This is a genomic window from Streptomyces sp. O3 (genome assembly GCF_054788135.1).
This window is the reverse complement of the sequence record NZ_JBTVYK010000020.1, coordinates 68,828-82,416: the sequence shown is the minus strand read 5'-3', so window position 1 is coordinate 82,416 and position 13,589 is coordinate 68,828. Positions and strand designations below refer to the sequence as shown.

Below are 13,589 nucleotides of genomic sequence, written 5' to 3'. Positions count from 1 at the left end.
CGTCGTATGCGTCGGCTCCCCGGCCTTTCGCACACTCCCGCCGCGCCTCACGGCCCGGCGGAACCCCCTCCGTCGCATCTGGTCCGGCGCTCTCCCGTCGCACAGGCGTGCAAGAGCGAGCGTCCGAACCTTAGAACGAGCCCCAGTATCGCGGAACACTCGGGGTCCCGCGCCGTCCACGACGTCACAGTCTTATGAGGATTGCGCGGGTGGCCCTGGCTGCCCCTGGTACGGCCCTTACAGGGGGTGTGCGCCGATTCCGCCCTCGATCGCCAGGATGCGGTGCAGCCGGGTCGCCACCAGCAGCCGCTGCGTCTGCGGCGGTACGTTGCGCAGCACCAGGCGGCGGCCGCAGCGGCCCGCCTGGCGGTGCGCCCCCATGATCACGCCGAGTCCGGTGGCGTCCAGCGCATCGAGGCCCGAGAGGTCGACAACGAGGTCCCCGACGCCTTCGTCCAGAGCCGACTGCAGGACAGTCCGGGCGTCCGCCGCGCTTCGGACGTCGAGGCGGCCCCCGACGGTCAGCTCGGCGTGGTCGCCCCTGATGTGCATATGCGCTCCCCGAGAGTGCTGCGAGTGCTGCGTCGTCATGCCACCGCTGTCACCGTGGCCTCATGTCATCTCACTGAACTGACGGGCTCGCGGGCGCGGAAGTTGTCGTCCGTAAGCGAACCGATACCCAACTTCACCCGCGAGAGGGACCCGGCGGTCTCAGTGCTGGTAGAAACCCTGACCGCTCTTGCGTCCGATGTCCCCGGCGTCGACCATGCGGCGCATCAGCTCCGGCGGGGCGAACTTCTCGTCCTGGGACTCGGTGTAGATGTTCTCCGTCGCGTGCAGCAGGATGTCGACGCCGGTCAGGTCGGCGGTCGCCAGCGGTCCCATGGCGTGGCCGAAGCCCAGCTTGCAGGCGATGTCGATGTCCTCGGCGGTGGCGACGCCCGACTCGTACAGCTTGGCGGCCTCGACGACCAGGGCCGAGATCAGCCGGGTGGTGACGAAGCCCGCGACGTCACGGTTGACGACGATGCAGGTCTTGCCGACCGACTCGGCGAACTCGCGCGTGGCGGCGAGGGTTTCGTCGCTGGTCTTGTAGCCGCGCACCAGCTCGCAGAGCTGCATCATCGGCACCGGCGAGAAGAAGTGCGCGCCGATGACCCGCTCCGGGCGCTGCGTCACGGCCGCGATCTTGGTGATCGGGATGGCGGAGGTGTTCGAGGCGAGGATCGTCTCGTCCTTCACCAGCTCGTCGAGGCTCCGGAAGATCTCGTGCTTGACCTCGAGCTTCTCGAACACGGCCTCGACGACGATGTCGGCGTCGGCGGCCGCGCCCAGGTCGGTGGTGGTGCTGATCCGGGCCAGCGCCGCCTCGGCGTCGTCGGCGCTCATCCTGCCCTTGGCGACGAACTTGCCGTACGAGGCCTTGATGCCGTCCGTGCCGCGGATGAGCGCGGCGTCGGTGACATCGCGCAGCACCACGTCCCAGCCCGCCTGAGCGGAGACCTGAGCGATCCCGGACCCCATGAGTCCGGCTCCGATGACGGCGAGCTTCCTGGCCACTGTGCGATCCCCTCACGTACTAACACGCTGTTTACGTGTGCTCACGGCGGAGACTAGTGCCCGTGAGGCCCGTTCGGGGCGTGACGAGATGCGCGTCACGCCCCATCCGACGGAGATCACACCACGGGCGGTCACCGGACGTGCCGCACGGCGTAGTTGAGGCCGTTTTCGCCCGGATCTCCACGGGAGTAACCTCGGCGGCATGGTCATTCTGTCGCGCATTTACACCCGTACCGGGGACCAGGGCACCACGGCACTCGGAGACATGAGCCGTACGGCCAAGACCGACCCGCGGATCGGCGCCTACGCCGACGCCAACGAGGCGAACGCCGCCATCGGCACGGCCCTGGCGTTCGGGCAGCTCCCCGAGGAGGTCGTCAAGGTCCTCGTCCGGGTCCAGAACGACCTGTTCGACGTGGGGGCCGACCTGTCCACGCCGGTCGTCGAGAATCCCGAGTACCCGCCGCTGCGCGTCGAGCAGCACTACATCGACAAGCTGGAGGCGGACTGCGACGCCTTCAACGAGCGGCTGGAGAAGCTCCGTTCCTTCATCCTGCCGGGCGGGACCCCCGGCGCGGCCCTGCTGCACCAGGCGTGCACGGTGGTGCGCCGGGCCGAGCGGTCGACCTGGGCGGCGTTCGACGCGCACGGCGAGACGATGAACCCGCTGACCGCGACCTACCTCAACCGCCTGTCCGACCTGCTGTTCATCCTCGCGCGGCTGGCGAACAAGGAGGTCGGGGACGTGCTCTGGGTACCGGGCGGTGAACGCTAGCCAGCGCCGGGCCCGGCGTGCGTCAGTGCCGGGTCAGGGGTGAGCGGGAGGGGGGCTCGGCGCTGGCGGGGGCCTTCTTCGGGAAGAGCGTGTAGCTCCCGGCCCACACCACGTTGACGCCGATCACGAAGAGCATCGTCTGCTGCCAGCCCTGGAGCGTGCCGGTGTCGCCGTCCGCGCCGACGTACCAGACGGCGGCCTGGAGCAGCGCCATGGCGACGCCCGCGGCCAGGATCCACCGCGCCGCGAGCTTCCACTCGTACACGGCGCGTGCCGTCCCGTACCTCGGTGGCCTGACCGGCGGCGGACCGCCCGCGAACCGGTGCGCGAAGCGCGCGTCCGCCCACTTGAGGGTGCGGTGCCCGAGCCCGGCCGAGTAGCCGATGTAGACGGCGGCCAGGCCGTGCTTCCAGTCCGGCTGGGCGCCGTTCTTCAGATCCACGGCGGTCACCACGAGCAGCACGATCTCCAGCAGCGGCTCACAGAGCAGCAGCGCGAGCCCGGCCCGCGGCATCTTCGCCAGGTAGCGCAGGGCGAGCCCCGCGGCCAGCAGCACCCAGAAGCCGACCTCGCAGACGACGATCAGTGTGACGATCACGGCGGCTCTCCTCTCGGGCCGTCTCGGGCCCCCGTCTTGGGACCCCTCCAGCATCCCGTCGCCTCGTCGGCCGGTCGTCGTCGCCGGTGACGACGTACGACTGCATCCTTCGATGTACTCGGCGGCGCCCCGCACTCCCCCTCCGTGCGGAGGTCGCGGCACCGCCGACCGTGTTGGATAGGGGGTGTGACCGCACCCGCCCGCCCGCACCGCGACGACGTCCTCATCGCGGTCGTCAGCCTGCTCAGCGGGGTACTGCTGTGGGCGCTCGGGCTGCATATGAACGGCGGGCGGCTGCTCGGCGGCCCCTGGACGCTGCTGCCGCTCGCGGTGATGTCCGCGCTGGCGCTGCTGCGCAGGACAGCGCCCGCCGCCGCGCTGTCCGTGGGCACGCTCGCGCTGGTCGCGGACCAGTGCACGCCCGGCAGCCTGGTGACCGTGGTGCTGTACGCCGACCTGTTCTACGCGGCCGTGCTGTACGGCACCCCGGCGGCGGCCCGCCGCCTGCCCAGGGTCGCCGCGCTCGTCACGGTCGCGGTCACGGTGGGCACGCTGGCCTGGCTCCGCAGCCCCGAAGCGCTGCTGCTGGGCGCGGTGACCGGCTTCGTGACGCTCGCCCCCGCCACCACCGGCGTGGTCGTACGCAATCACCGGGACGCCGCCGAGGCGGCCCGGCTGCGCGCCGAGCAGACCGCGCTGCTCGCCGAGATGGACCGGGCCCAGGCGGTCACGGCCGAGCGCGCCAGGATGGCCCGCGAGCTGCACGACATGGTCGCGGGGCACCTCTCCGCGATCGCCATCCACTCCACTGCGGCGCTGTCCATCGACGAACCGGACACGTCCCGTGACGCGCTCGGCGTGATCCGCGAGAACAGCGTCGAAGGGCTGGCCGAGATGCGCCGTCTGATCGGCCTGCTGAGGGAGTCGGACGCCGAGCGGGAACCCGCCGCCGCGCCAACCCTGGACGGCCTGGCCGCCCTGGTGGAGCAGGCCCGCGCGAGCGGCGCGGCCAGCGGCCTGGCCTTCGCCCTCGACGACGCGCGCCCCGGCACGCCGTCCGCGCGGTTGCCCGCGCCGGTCGCGCTGGCCGCGTACCGCATCGTGCAGGAGTCGCTGACGAACGCGCTCAAGCACGCCGCGCCCGGCGAGGTGTCGGTGTCCCTGGCACAGCGGGACGGCTCGCTCACCGTCCGGGTGACCAGCCCCTTCGGGGAGCGCCCAGGGCCGCGCGCGCCGGGTTCGGGCGCGGGTCTGGTGGGCATGCGCGAGCGGGTGGCCCTGCTCGGCGGTGAGCTCACCGCGGGGCCGGTCGCCGACCAGGACGACGGCGGCACGAAGGTCTGGCGGGTCGCGGCGACCCTGCCGACGAGGGAGGACCCGGCGTGAACCCGCAGCAGTCGGCACAGCGGCCGGTCCGGGTGCTGATCGCCGAGGACCAGTCCGCCGTACGCGCGGGTCTGGCGCTGATTCTGCGCAGCGCGCGGGACATCGAGGTGGTCGGTGAGGCGTCGGACGGCGAGCAGGCGGTGGCGCTGGCCCGCGAGCTGCGTCCCGACCTGGTGCTGATGGACGTCCAGATGCCGCGTCTGGACGGGGTCTCGGCGACCCGGCGGGTGGTCGCCGAGGGGCTGGCCGACGTGCTGGTGCTGACCACGTTCGACCTGGACGCGTACGTGTTCGGGGCGCTACGGGCGGGCGCGTCGGGCTTCCTGCTGAAGCAGACCGAGGCCCAGGACCTGCTGACCGCGGTGCGCACGGTCGCCCGTGGTGACGGACTGATCTCCCCGGCGGTCACTCGGCGGCTGATCGCCGAGTTCGCCGCCACGCCGGAGCGCGACGCCCAGACGCCCGACCCGGCCGTCCTTCAGGCGCTCACCAGGCGTGAACGCGAGGTGCTGTCCTGCCTGGGCCAGGGCCTGTCGAACGCGGAGATCGCACAGCGCCTGGCCATGGCGGAGGCCACGGTGAAGACCCATGTAAGCCGCCTGCTCGGCAAGCTGGACCTACGCAGCAGAGTGCAGGCGGCGGTACTGGCACGCGAGCACGGGGTATGAGCGCGCCCCGTAGGGGCGCGGGGAACTGCGCGATCAACCACGACGCAACCCGCACCCGCAAAACAACACACCGCGGCACCCCGCGATGCGCCCGGCGCCAAGGCGCCCAGCGCCTTAGGCGACGTTGACCCGCTGCCCAGGCGGCGCCGCCTCCAACCACGCCAGAAACCCCGTGAGCGCGTCCTCGCTCATCGCCAGCTCCAGCCGGACGCCGCGGTGGCGGCAGCCCAGGATGACCGCGTCCGAGAGCAGCGCGAGCTCCTCCTCGCCGTCCGGCGCGCGGCGGTGCGTCACCTCGATCGCCGCGCGCTCCAGCACACGGCGCGGCCTGGGCGCGTAGGAGAAGACCCGGAACCATTCGACCCGGTCGCCGTTGTAGCGGGCCACGCCGTAGCTCCAGCCCTTGCCGGAGGGGTCGGGCTCCTCGGGGGTGTTCCAGCGCAGGCTGCAGTCGAACGTTCCGCCCGAGCGCTGGATGAGGCGTCGGCGCAGGCCGAAGACGAACAGTCCCAGCAACACCAGCACGACCACCAGCGCGCCCACGAGCAGAGCGAGGAACATCAACGCCGACCTCCTCGCATCATCCAGGCGGGGTTTCCCCTGCGTGAGCCTACTGGTATCCGTACTGCCTCAGCCGCGGCCCGGTCTGGAAGGTCCAGTCCGGGCCGCGGCTGAGGCATCTGTGCGTTCTGGTCGCGCTCGGTCAGCGCGCCGCCGTCACCGCGCGGATGCGGACCTCGGCGCGCCGTTCGGCGGCCGCGTCGGCCTCCGACTGGGCGCGCTCCAGGGAGCGCTCCGCCCGGTCGACGTCGATCTCGTCGGCGAGCTCGGCGATCTCTGCCAGGATCGAGAGCTTGTCGTCCGCGAACGAGAGGAAACCGCCGTGCACAGCGGCGAGGACGTTCTCCCCGCCACTGGTACGGATGGTCACCAGGCCCGCCTCCAGCACACCGAGCAGCGGCTGGTGACCGGCCATGAGGCCGATGTCGCCGGAGGTGGTGCGGGCGACGACCAGGGTGGCCTCGCCGGACCAGACGTTACGGTCCGCGGCGACCAGCTCGACATGCAGCTCAGCAGCCAAGGGGGCTCCTCGGGTCACCACCCGGCCGTTGCGCCGGGTGTCAGGTCAAATTCTAGTGGGCGTTTCGCAGGGGGCGGGACGGGCCCGCCCCCCGCGACGAGTGCGGTGCTCTGTCGAGCCCCGGCTCAGGAGACGCCGAGCTCCTTGGCCTTCGCCTTGAGGTCGTCGATGCCACCGCACATGAAGAACGCGGCCTCGGGGAAGTGGTCGTACTCGCCGTCGCAGATCGCGTTGAACGCGGCGATCGACTCGTCGAGCGGCACGTCCGAACCGTCCAGGCCGGTGAACTGCTTGGCGGCGTGGGTGTTCTGCGACAGGAAGCGCTCGACGCGACGGGCGCGGTGGACGACCAGCTTGTCCTCTTCGCCCAGCTCGTCGATGCCGAGGATCGCGATGATGTCCTGGAGGTCCTTGTACTTCTGCAGGATCCCCTTGACGCGGCTGGCGGTCGCGTAGTGGTCCTGGCTGATGTAGCGCGGGTCCAGGATGCGGGACGTCGAGTCCAGCGGGTCCACCGCCGGGTAGATGCCCTTCTCCGAGATCGGGCGCGACAGCACGGTCGTCGCGTCGAGGTGCGCGAAGGTCGTGGCCGGGGCCGGGTCGGTCAGGTCGTCCGCGGGGACGTAGATCGCCTGCATCGAGGTGATCGAGTGACCGCGGGTCGAGGTGATGCGCTCCTGGAGGAGGCCCATCTCGTCGGCCAGGGTCGGCTGGTAGCCCACCGCGGAGGGCATGCGGCCCAGCAGCGTGGAGACCTCGGAGCCGGCCTGGGTGAAGCGGAAGATGTTGTCGATGAAGAACAGCACGTCCTGCTTCTGCACATCGCGGAAGTACTCCGCCATGGTCAGACCGGCCAGGGCGACGCGCAGACGGGTGCCCGGCGGCTCGTCCATCTGGCCGAAGACCAGCGCGGTCTTGTCCAGAACGCCCGACTCGTCCATCTCGTCGATGAGGTCGTTGCCCTCACGGGTGCGCTCACCGACGCCGGCGAACACGGAAACGCCCTCGTGCAGCTTCGCCACACGCATGATCATTTCCTGGATGAGGACGGTCTTGCCGACGCCGGCGCCGCCGAACAGACCGATCTTTCCACCCTTGACGTACGGGGTGAGAAGGTCGACGACCTTCAGGCCGGTCTCGAACATCTCGGTCTTGGACTCGAGCTGGTCGAAGGCGGGGGCCTTGCGGTGGATCGCCCAGCGCTCGGACTCCTTGCCGTTCTCCTCCGGCAGGTTCAGCACCTCACCGAGGGTGTTGAACACCTTGCCCTTGGTGAAGTCGCCGACCGGCACCGTGATGCCCTCGCCGGTGTCGGTCACCGGAGCCTGGCGGACCAGGCCGTCGGTGGGCTGCATCGAGATCGCGCGGATCACGCCGTCGCCCAGGTGCTGGGCGACCTCGAGGGTCAGCGTCTTGGTCGCGCCGTCCTCGGACGGGTCGGCGACCTCGACGTGCAGCGCGTTGTAGATCTCCGGCATCGCGTCGACGGGGAACTCCACGTCGACGACCGGGCCGATGACCCGCGCGACGCGGCCAGTGGCCACGCCAGCGGCAGGGGCCGTCTCAGCTGTGGTGGTCATTACTTGTCACTCCCCGCGGTCGCGTCGGCCAGGGCACTCGCGCCGCCGACGATCTCGCTGATTTCCTGGGTGATTTCGGCCTGTCGGGCCGCGTTGGCAAGCCTGGAGAGGTTGTGGATCAGGTCTCCGGCGTTGTCGGTCGCCGACTTCATCGCGCGGCGGCGTGCGGCGTGCTCGGAAGCGGCCGCCTGCAGCAGCGCGTTGTAGACGCGGCTCTCGACGTACCGCGGCAGCAGGGCGTCGAGGACGTCCTCGGCCGACGGCTCGAAGTCGAACAGCGGTCGGATCTCAGCGCCCTTGACGTGCACCTCGGCCGACTCCTCGGCGGTGCTCGGCGTGAGGCTGAGCGGCAGCATCCGCTGCTCGACCGGCGTCTGCGTCATCATCGAGACGAACTCGGTGAAGACGATGTGGAGTTCGTCCACGCCGCCGTCGGCCGTGTCCCGCTGGACCGCCTCGATCAGCGGCGCGGCCACCCGCTTGGCGTCCGCGTAGCCGGGGTTGTCGGTGAATCCGGTCCACGACTCCGCGACCGCGCGGTTGCGGAAGTTGTAGTACGCGAGTCCCTTGCGGCCGACGATGTACGTGTCGACGTGCTTACGCTCGTTCGTCAGCTGCGTGGTGAGGTGCTCGGCCGCCTTGATGGCGTTGGACGAGTACCCACCGGCCAGACCGCGGTCGCTCGTGATGAGCAGGACAGCGGCCCGAGTCGGGTTCTCCGCCTCGGTGGTCAGCGCGTGCTTGTTGTTCGCACCGGTGGCCACCGCGGTGACCGCGCGGGTCAGCTCGGTCGCGTACGGAGCCGAGGCCGCCACCTTGCGCTGCGCCTTGACGACACGCGAGGCGGCGATCATCTCCATCGCCTTGGTGATCTTCTTCGTCGCGGTGACGGACCGGATGCGACGCTTGTAGACCCGGAGCTGGGCTCCCATGAGTCAGGTCCCTTCCGTCGTCACTTGGAGACGTCAGCGGCAGCCGGAGCGTCCTCGCCGAGCAGCTTGCCGTCCGAGGTCTCGAACTGCTTCTTGAACTCGGCGATGGCGTCCGAGACGGCGGTCAGAGTGTCGTCCGACATCTTCGCGCCCTCCTTGATGGAGGTCATCAGGCCCTGCTCCTTGCGGTGCAGGTAGTCAAGGAGCTCGCTCTCGAAGCGGCGCACGTCGGCGACCGGGACGTCGTCCATCCGGCCGGTGGTGCCCGCCCAGACCGAGACGACCTGGTCCTCGGTGGCCATCGGCTCGTACTGCTGCTGCTTGAGCAGCTCGACCATCCGCTGACCGCGCTCCAGGGAGGCCTTGGACGCGGCGTCCAGGTCGGAACCGAAGGCGGCGAACGCCTCCAGCTCACGGTACTGGGCGAGGTCCACACGGAGCCGTCCGGAGACCTGCTTCATCGCCTTGTGCTGCGCGGAGCCACCGACTCGGGAGACCGAGATACCGACGTTCAGCGCGGGGCGCTGACCGGCGTTGAACAGGTCCGACTCCAGGAAGCACTGGCCGTCGGTGATGGAGATGACGTTGGTCGGGATGAACGCCGACACGTCGTTGGCCTTGGTCTCGACGATCGGCAGACCCGTCATCGAGCCCTTGCCCATCTCGTCGGAGAGCTTGGCGCAGCGCTCCAGCAGGCGCGAGTGCAGGTAGAAGACGTCACCCGGATAGGCCTCACGGCCCGGCGGGCGGCGCAGCAGCAGGGACACGGCGCGGTAGGCGTCGGCCTGCTTCGAGAGGTCGTCGAAGACGATGAGGACGTGCTTGCCCTCGTACATCCACTGCTGGCCGATGGCCGAACCGGTGTACGGCGCCAGGTACTTGAAGCCGGCCGGGTCGGACGCCGGGGCGGCGACGATGGTCGTGTACTCCAGCGCTCCGGCCTCCTCCAGCGCGCCGCGCACGGACGCGATGGTGGAGCCCTTCTGGCCGACGGCGACGTAGATGCAGCGCACCTGCTTGTTCACGTCGCCCGAGCGCCAGTTGTCGCGCTGGTTGATGATCGTGTCGACGGCCAGGGCGGTCTTGCCGGTCTGGCGGTCGCCGATGATCAGCTGACGCTGGCCACGGCCGACCGGGGTCATCGCGTCGACGGCCTTGTAGCCGGTCTCCATCGGCTCGTGCACCGACTTGCGCTGCATGACCGTGGGGGCCTGCAGCTCAAGGGCGCGGCGGCCGGACGTCTCGATCTCGCCGAGGCCGTCGATCGGGTTGCCGAGCGGGTCGACAACGCGGCCGAGGTAGCCCTCGCCGACCGCGACGGACAGGACCTCGCCGGTACGGCTGACCGACTGACCCTCCTCGATGCCGCTGAACTCACCGAGGACGATGGCACCGATCTCGCGCTCCTCGAGGTTGAGGGCGAGGCCGAGGGTGCCGTCCTCGAACTTCAGCAGCTCGTTGGCCATGGCCGAGGGCAGGCCCTCGACCTTCGCGATGCCGTCGCCGGCCAGGCTGACCGTACCGACCTCCTCGCGCGAGGCCGCGTCCGGCTTGTACGCCTGGACAAAGTTCTCCAGCGCGTCCCGGATCTCCTCCGGCCGGATCGTGAGCTCCGCCATCTGGGTTCCCTGCTCTCCTTGTTGGGCCCGAAGTTTCTTTGGGGGTCTGGGGCTGTGCACGCGAGCGGCTTGCCGCGGGCCCCCAGAAAAACTGTGCATCTTCTGCACGGCCCAACTCGGGCCGTTAGCAATGCTTGTTGAGTTGGTGTGCGGCCGGTGTGACGACGGGGTCGTCAGCCGGCCACGCGGCGGTTCGCGTCTTCGAGACGGTCCGCGATGGAGCCGTTGATGACCTCGTCACCGACCTGCACCCGGATCCCGCCGAGGACGCTGGGGTCCACGTCGAGGTTGAGGTGCATGTCCCGGCCGTACAGCTTGGCCAGCGCGCCGGCCAGTCGCCGCCGCTGTCCGTCGGACAGCGGTACGGCCGAGGTGACCACCGCGACCTCGCGGTCGCGGCGCTCGGCGGCGAGCTTGGACAGGGATTCGATTCCCTGTTCAAGACTACGTCCCCTGGGCCGGGTCACCAGACGCTCGATCAGCCGCTCGGTGGTCGCCTCCGCGCGGCCGCCGAGCAGGCTGCGCAGCAGCTCGCTCTTGGCCTGGGAAGCGCCGTCGCGGAGGGTGAGCGCGGCGCGCAGCTCGGTGCTGGACGCGACGATCCGGCCGAACCGGAACAGCTCGTCCTCGACGTTGTCGAGCGTGCCCGCCTGCTGGGCGGCGGTGAGGTCGGCGGTGTCGGCCAGCTCCTCCAGCGCGTCCACCAGGTCACGGGAGGACGACCAGCGGGACCGGACCAGACCGGCCACCAGGTCGGCGGTCTCGCCGCTGACCTGGTCGCCGAGCAGCCGCCCGGCCAGCTCGGCCTTGGCCTCGCCGGACTGCGCCGGGTCGGTCAGGACCCGACGCAGCGAGACCTCGCGGTCGAGCAGCGCGGTGACCGATGCCAGTTCGGCGCCGAGCTTGACCGCGTCGACCGTGGTGTTGTCGGTCAGCGCGTCGAGCCGCTCGCGTGCGGCGGACAGTGCCGCACGGCTCGCTCCGTGCGCACTCATCGTGCCGCCTCGGCCTTCTCCTCGAGCTCGTCGAGGAAGCGGTCGATGGTGCGGCTCTGCCGGGCGTGGTCCTCAAGGGACTCGCCGACGAGCTTGCCGGCCAGGTCGGTGGCGAGCTTGCCCACGTCCTGGCGGAGCGCCGTCGACGCGGCCTTCTTGTCGGCCTCGATCTGGGCGTGACCGGCGGCGACGATCTCCTCGCGCTGCCGCTGGCCCTCGGCCCGCATCTCGGCGATGAGCGTGGCGCCCTGCTCCTGCGCCTCCTGGCGCAGCCGTGCCGCCTCGTGACGCGCCTCGGCGAGCTGAGCGCGGTACTGCTCAAGGACGCTCTGGGCCTCGGTCTGCGCGGCCTCGGCCTTTTCGATGCCGCCTTCGATCTTCGCGTGGCGCTCTTCCAGAACCCGGTTGATGTTCGGGAGGAGCTTCTTCCAGAAGAAGAAGAACACGATGGCGAAGGCGATGGTGCCGACGAGCAGCTCGGGGCCCGGCGGAACGAGCGGACTCTGCTCCTCCTCGGCCGCCAGCTGAACCAGGTTGGCGATCACATCAGTGCCTTTCGTCGAAAAGTGTCAGGTAGCTGTTGCTTAGCGACCGAACACGAACGGCATAACGATGCCGATGAGGGCGAGCGCCTCACAGAAGGCGAAGCCGAGGATCTGGTTGGCGCGGATCAGGCCGGCGGCCTCGGGCTGGCGGGCCAGGGCCTGGGTGCCGTTACCGAAGACGATGCCGACGCCGATGCCGGGGCCGATCGCGGCGAGGCCGTAGCCGATCGAACCGAGGGAGCCAGTAACCTCTGCGGCGAGCTGAACAGCGGACATGCTGTCTCTTCCTTCTCTTTCAAGGGCCGGTGGGGGTTGGCCACCGGACGTTCTGGGGGATGGGAGGGGGCGGGCAGCCTCAGTGGTGCTCGGCGAGAGCGCCCTGGATGTACGTGCAGGCGAGCAGCACGAAGACATAAGCCTGGACGGCCTGGATGAAGAGCTCGAAGACGATCATGCCGACCGTCATGGCGAACGACACACCGGCGGCCGGGATCAGCCAGCTGTTCAGCAGGTACCAGGAGGCGACGGTGAACATCACCAGCATCAGGTGGCCCGCGAACATGTTGGCGAAGAGTCGCACCGCGTGGGTGAAGGGCCGCACCAGCAGGTTCGAGAAGAACTCGATGCCCGACACGAGCCACTTGATCGGGCCGAGCGAGTTGTCGTAGCCCGTGATGTTCTTCCAGCCGCCCACGAAGCCGTGGCGCTTGAAGGTCAGCGGCACCCAGATGAAGTAGACGATGCCCGCGAGGACGATCGGGTACGCGATGATCGACGCGACCGGGAACTGGGCCAGCGGGATCACGGACCAGATGTTCATGATCCAGATGAAGAAGAACAGCGAGACCATCAGGGGGACGTACTTCTCGCCCTCCTTCTTGCCCAGCGCCTCGTAGACGATGTTCTTGCGGACGAAGTCGTAGCCGATCTCGCCGAGCATCTGCAGCTTGCCCGGCACGACCTTGGCCCTGCCGAAAGCCGCGTAGAAGAAGCTGACGACGACGAGCGTGGAGATGAGCGCGAGCATCATCACCTTGTTGAACTCGAACCCGCCCACGGTGAACATCGGCTGGAAGAGGAACGAGTGCAGGCCCGGAGACGGAAAGCCGCAGCCATTGTCGGACGCGATCCGACAGCTCCAGTCGAAGGCGAGCTGGGTCTGATCAGCACTCACCGCGGGCTCCTTCGGCATGACGCATAGGTACGGCAACCTCGTTGTGTCGGCGCGGCGCGCAGCCGCGGGTCGGCACCGGACTGGTGTTTCGGATGTGGGGGCGGCGGTCAGGCAGTGAGCCTCGCGATGGAACAGGCGTCAGCTCGGATGCCCGCGCCCGCAGTGCCGCAGTTGGCACCGGACGATAGCAGGATCTCCTGCGGCTCTTTACCCCGGCCCTACCTCTCACGACGGGGACCCGGATTTCTGGCCCGCGGCGGCGTCCGACGCGTCCGGATCGATGTAGAAAATCTTGGCCTTGCTGTGTGCACGGGCCATCGAGACGACCCAGGTGACGGTCGCCACGACGATCCCGGCGGCGAATGCCTTGGGGTTGAAGAGCGTGGTGTCCTTGAAGACGGCCACGAAGACGAACAACACGAGCAACTGTGTCGTGTAGAGCATCAGCCCCATGGCCTGGAACAACTGCGGCCACTGTTTGGCCGTGTATTGCAGGCCGAGGATTCCCGCCCCCATGAAAAGCGTCACGACCAGCGTGCCGACGACAGCGCCGATCGCTCCCTCACCGCCGGCGACCACGCCGCTGACAACGGTGACGAGCGCACCGACCGCGGCTGTGGGCACGACGATGGGGAGGAGAGTGCGGGCGTCGAGAGACGGCATGGCGGCAACTCCG

16 protein-coding genes are annotated in these 13,589 nt (G+C 69.6%); 3 read left to right on the top strand and 13 right to left on the bottom strand.

All coding sequences use genetic code 11. The features are described from left to right. Positions 1 to 237: 237 nt before the first annotated feature. The gene (locus ACX6XY_RS12670) at positions 238 to 552 is read right to left on the bottom strand and encodes an STAS domain-containing protein (protein ID WP_460329449.1); all 315 of its coding nucleotides are present in this window, start codon (positions 550 to 552) and stop codon (positions 238 to 240) included. Positions 553 to 711: 159 nt separating this feature from the next. After that, positions 712 to 1,560 carry a 3-hydroxyacyl-CoA dehydrogenase family protein gene (locus ACX6XY_RS12665; protein WP_460329421.1) on the bottom strand — a complete coding sequence of 283 codons (849 nt, stop codon included), beginning with the start codon at positions 1,558 to 1,560 and terminating at the stop codon, positions 712 to 714. Between the two features lie 202 nt (positions 1,561 to 1,762). On the opposite strand from ACX6XY_RS12665, the gene ACX6XY_RS12660 reads away from it, so the two are divergent. Beyond that, positions 1,763 to 2,335 carry a cob(I)yrinic acid a,c-diamide adenosyltransferase gene (locus tag ACX6XY_RS12660; protein WP_460329419.1) on the top strand — a complete coding sequence of 191 codons (573 nt, stop codon included), beginning with the start codon at positions 1,763 to 1,765 and terminating at the stop codon, positions 2,333 to 2,335. Positions 2,336 to 2,357: 22 nt separating this feature from the next. On the opposite strand, the gene ACX6XY_RS12655 is transcribed toward ACX6XY_RS12660, so the two are convergent. Beyond that, a complete protein-coding gene (locus ACX6XY_RS12655; RefSeq protein WP_460329418.1) occupies positions 2,358 to 2,933 on the bottom strand; it encodes a hypothetical protein in 576 nt (191 codons plus the stop codon). A gap of 186 nt (positions 2,934 to 3,119) precedes the next feature. On the opposite strand from ACX6XY_RS12655, the gene ACX6XY_RS12650 reads away from it, so the two are divergent. Together ACX6XY_RS12650 and ACX6XY_RS12645 are read left to right on the top strand one after the other, a co-directional pair. Beyond that, positions 3,120 to 4,319 carry a sensor histidine kinase gene (locus ACX6XY_RS12650; RefSeq protein ID WP_460329416.1) on the top strand — a complete coding sequence of 400 codons (1,200 nt, stop codon included), beginning with the start codon at positions 3,120 to 3,122 and terminating at the stop codon, positions 4,317 to 4,319. After that, positions 4,316 to 4,987 carry a response regulator gene (locus tag ACX6XY_RS12645; protein ID WP_460329414.1) on the top strand — a complete coding sequence of 224 codons (672 nt, stop codon included), beginning with the start codon at positions 4,316 to 4,318 and terminating at the stop codon, positions 4,985 to 4,987. The genes ACX6XY_RS12650 and ACX6XY_RS12645 overlap by 4 nt, the downstream gene beginning before the upstream one ends. 114 nt (positions 4,988 to 5,101) lie before the next feature. Here the strand turns inward: ACX6XY_RS12645 and ACX6XY_RS12640 are convergent, their stop codons facing one another. From ACX6XY_RS12640 to ACX6XY_RS12595, 10 genes are all read right to left on the bottom strand, one after another. After that, positions 5,102 to 5,548 (bottom strand): DUF2550 domain-containing protein, encoded by a 447-nt coding sequence (locus ACX6XY_RS12640; protein WP_460329412.1) that lies wholly within the window; start codon positions 5,546 to 5,548, stop codon positions 5,102 to 5,104. A 142-nt stretch (positions 5,549 to 5,690) separates the two neighbouring features. After that, positions 5,691 to 6,068, bottom strand: coding sequence for a F0F1 ATP synthase subunit epsilon (locus ACX6XY_RS12635; protein ID WP_460329411.1), 378 nt, complete (start codon positions 6,066 to 6,068; stop codon positions 5,691 to 5,693). Between the two features lie 125 nt (positions 6,069 to 6,193). Continuing rightward, positions 6,194 to 7,648, bottom strand: a complete 1,455-nt coding sequence (atpD, locus tag ACX6XY_RS12630) for a F0F1 ATP synthase subunit beta (RefSeq protein WP_460329409.1) — start codon at positions 7,646 to 7,648, stop codon at positions 6,194 to 6,196. Further along, a complete protein-coding gene (locus tag ACX6XY_RS12625) occupies positions 7,648 to 8,580 on the bottom strand; it encodes a F0F1 ATP synthase subunit gamma (protein WP_460329407.1) in 933 nt (310 codons plus the stop codon). Before ACX6XY_RS12625 ends, atpD begins: the two co-directional genes overlap by 1 nt. A gap of 20 nt (positions 8,581 to 8,600) precedes the next feature. Then, positions 8,601 to 10,199: a F0F1 ATP synthase subunit alpha gene (gene atpA / locus ACX6XY_RS12620; RefSeq protein ID WP_460329405.1), complete on the bottom strand. Its 1,599-nt coding sequence runs from the start codon at positions 10,197 to 10,199 to the stop codon at positions 8,601 to 8,603. A 173-nt stretch (positions 10,200 to 10,372) separates the two neighbouring features. Next, positions 10,373 to 11,194, bottom strand: coding sequence for a F0F1 ATP synthase subunit delta (locus ACX6XY_RS12615; RefSeq protein ID WP_460329403.1), 822 nt, complete (start codon positions 11,192 to 11,194; stop codon positions 10,373 to 10,375). Next, on the bottom strand, positions 11,191 to 11,739 hold the full coding sequence (locus tag ACX6XY_RS12610) for a F0F1 ATP synthase subunit B (RefSeq protein WP_460329401.1): 549 nt from the start codon (positions 11,737 to 11,739) through the stop codon (positions 11,191 to 11,193). Before ACX6XY_RS12610 ends, ACX6XY_RS12615 begins: the two co-directional genes overlap by 4 nt. 39 nt (positions 11,740 to 11,778) lie before the next feature. Further along, positions 11,779 to 12,015 carry an ATP synthase F0 subunit C gene (atpE, locus tag ACX6XY_RS12605; RefSeq protein WP_460329399.1) on the bottom strand — a complete coding sequence of 79 codons (237 nt, stop codon included), beginning with the start codon at positions 12,013 to 12,015 and terminating at the stop codon, positions 11,779 to 11,781. A 79-nt stretch (positions 12,016 to 12,094) separates the two neighbouring features. Further along, complete coding sequence (atpB, locus tag ACX6XY_RS12600) at positions 12,095 to 12,931, bottom strand: F0F1 ATP synthase subunit A (RefSeq protein ID WP_460329397.1); 837 nt, start codon at positions 12,929 to 12,931, stop codon at positions 12,095 to 12,097. Positions 12,932 to 13,138: 207 nt separating this feature from the next. Then, entirely contained in the window at positions 13,139 to 13,576 is a 438-nt protein-coding gene (locus ACX6XY_RS12595; protein WP_460329395.1) for a hypothetical protein, read from the bottom strand. Positions 13,577 to 13,589: the final 13 nt, after the last annotated feature.

Coding starts and splice junctions, on each gene's coding strand:
- ACX6XY_RS12670 (WP_460329449.1), bottom strand. CDS start 552: ATGCACATCAGGGGCGACCACGCCGAGCTGACCGTCGGGGGCCGCCTC.
- ACX6XY_RS12660 (WP_460329419.1), top strand. CDS start 1,763: ATGGTCATTCTGTCGCGCATTTACACCCGTACCGGGGACCAGGGCACC.
- ACX6XY_RS12640 (WP_460329412.1), bottom strand. CDS start 5,548: ATGTTCCTCGCTCTGCTCGTGGGCGCGCTGGTGGTCGTGCTGGTGTTG.
- atpD (WP_460329409.1), bottom strand. CDS start 7,648: ATGACCACCACAGCTGAGACGGCCCCTGCCGCTGGCGTGGCCACTGGC.
- ACX6XY_RS12625 (WP_460329407.1), bottom strand. CDS start 8,580: ATGGGAGCCCAGCTCCGGGTCTACAAGCGTCGCATCCGGTCCGTCACC.
- atpA (WP_460329405.1), bottom strand. CDS start 10,199: ATGGCGGAGCTCACGATCCGGCCGGAGGAGATCCGGGACGCGCTGGAG.
- ACX6XY_RS12615 (WP_460329403.1), bottom strand. CDS start 11,194: ATGAGTGCGCACGGAGCGAGCCGTGCGGCACTGTCCGCCGCACGCGAG.
- atpE (WP_460329399.1), bottom strand. CDS start 12,015: ATGTCCGCTGTTCAGCTCGCCGCAGAGGTTACTGGCTCCCTCGGTTCG.
- atpB (WP_460329397.1), bottom strand. CDS start 12,931: ATGCCGAAGGAGCCCGCGGTGAGTGCTGATCAGACCCAGCTCGCCTTC.
- ACX6XY_RS12595 (WP_460329395.1), bottom strand. CDS start 13,576: ATGCCGTCTCTCGACGCCCGCACTCTCCTCCCCATCGTCGTGCCCACA.